This window comes from Streptococcus sp. HMSC056C01 (genome assembly GCF_001811305.1).
GTDB lineage: Bacteria > Bacillota > Bacilli > Lactobacillales > Streptococcaceae > Streptococcus.
In genome coordinates this window covers 133,763-135,402 of the sequence record NZ_KV804214.1, presented here as the reverse complement: position 1 = coordinate 135,402, position 1,640 = coordinate 133,763, and the positions used below count along the sequence as shown (strand labels likewise).

At 35.3% G+C, this 1,640-nt stretch carries 1 protein-coding gene; it reads right to left on the bottom strand.

What is annotated here, in order from left to right; all coding sequences use genetic code 11:
- Positions 1–552: 552 nt before the first annotated feature.
- Positions 553–1,640 (bottom strand): N-acetylmuramoyl-L-alanine amidase family protein (locus HMPREF2795_RS09215; protein ID WP_075228705.1); only part of this gene is annotated, 1,088 nt, incomplete at its 5' end.

Below are 1,640 nucleotides of genomic sequence, written 5' to 3'. Positions count from 1 at the left end.
AAAACAAAAAGAAATACTTAGTTCTTTTAATCCTATATCAGCGATTCATTCTGAAAGCGAGTAAGAGACATCCTCAAAGTCTACAGTTCACTTCATATAAAATTAATTTTTGTAGTTCAACCTTAATTAATAGATTTTATACTCAACAAAAACAAAAGCATACAAAACTTCACTTTGAACCAGCATTTATACTATATTCCGTATTAAGCACTTCTGTAATTGTTTTTCTAAAATACAATCTTAAAACATCCTCAAATAAAACAAAAAAAGTTTTGTCAAAAACGATTCCTGGATAAAATGAAGTAAATCTTCCCACAATAAAAGGCATATAGTATCAAGTTATTTTCAACATCTGATACTATGCCTTTTTCTTATTTTTAAGACTCTTTACCTAGCATTTCACTTACTAGTAAGGGTCACAATAAGTTTAATCTTTGTAAGCAGATTGTTAGCAATAGAGAAAAAAACTCCAAATTTCTAATCTACTTTATTCTATATTCATTAACTAAAAAAGAAAATCTACCTTCTCAGTAGATTTTCTCTGTTTAAAATTTATTTCCAAGCACCACTGGCATCTACATAATAGCCATCTGGTGTGCGTGTATTGCTAAGCATATTACCAGATGAAGCCAGATAGTACCACTTACCACTATCTTTTACCCAACCTGTTGCCATTGAACCTGAGTTCTTTAGATAATACCAAGAGCCACTATCTTTTACCCAGCCTGTCGCCATTGAACCTGAATCTTTTAGGTAATACCAAGAGCCGTTATCTTTGACCCAACCTGTTGCCATTGAACCTGAGTCTTCTAGATAATACCAAGAGCCACCATTTTTAAGCCAACCTGTTGCCATTGAACCTGAGTCTTTTAGGTAATACCAAGAGCCGTTATCATATAACCAATCAGCTGAAATCATAGCTCCTGATGATTTAAAGGCATACCAGCTACCACCTTGGTATAGCCATGTTTGATTAAACATAACCCCTTCATCATCCATAAAGTACCATGTTCCCTGATCATTGATCCAAGCATCTTTAACTAGTTGACCTTGTTTTTGATAGTACCAGGTTTCACCGTGATTATTTTTTACCTTTAGCCAGCTTTCTGCTTTTACAATCGGATAAAGTTCTCGGAAAGCTCCCTCACCCTTATAGGAATGACTGATAGAACCTGGTTTTACAAGTTTCATACCACCATATTCGTCTGCCCAAGCATAGACTTTTTGACCATTGACAGTTTCTGGTAAGGTAGCAGTGTAAGTCTTGGTTTGATAGTCCCATTTGGTATCAAGATAGGTGTATTGATCATTTGATTCTTTAATATGGTAGTAGCCTCTCTTTCCACCGTCATGATATACATCATCAACCACTTTAGTGGACCAGGTCTTTACTTCATTTCCGCTCTTGGCCTCTACCTTGATATCTCCTCTATAGCCATATGGAACATAGAAATTCAGATAACGTCCTTCTTCACCAATATTGGATCTATCCACTTCTTGAGCTAGGAAATTGACAGTCTGGTCTTGACCATCTAAAGTAACTTTCCACTCGATTTTCTCAGTTGTTGGCAAATCCAATGCTTTGATATCTATGTCATGTCCATTGTCAAATCGAAGAATTTTGCCATCTTGATATTGAA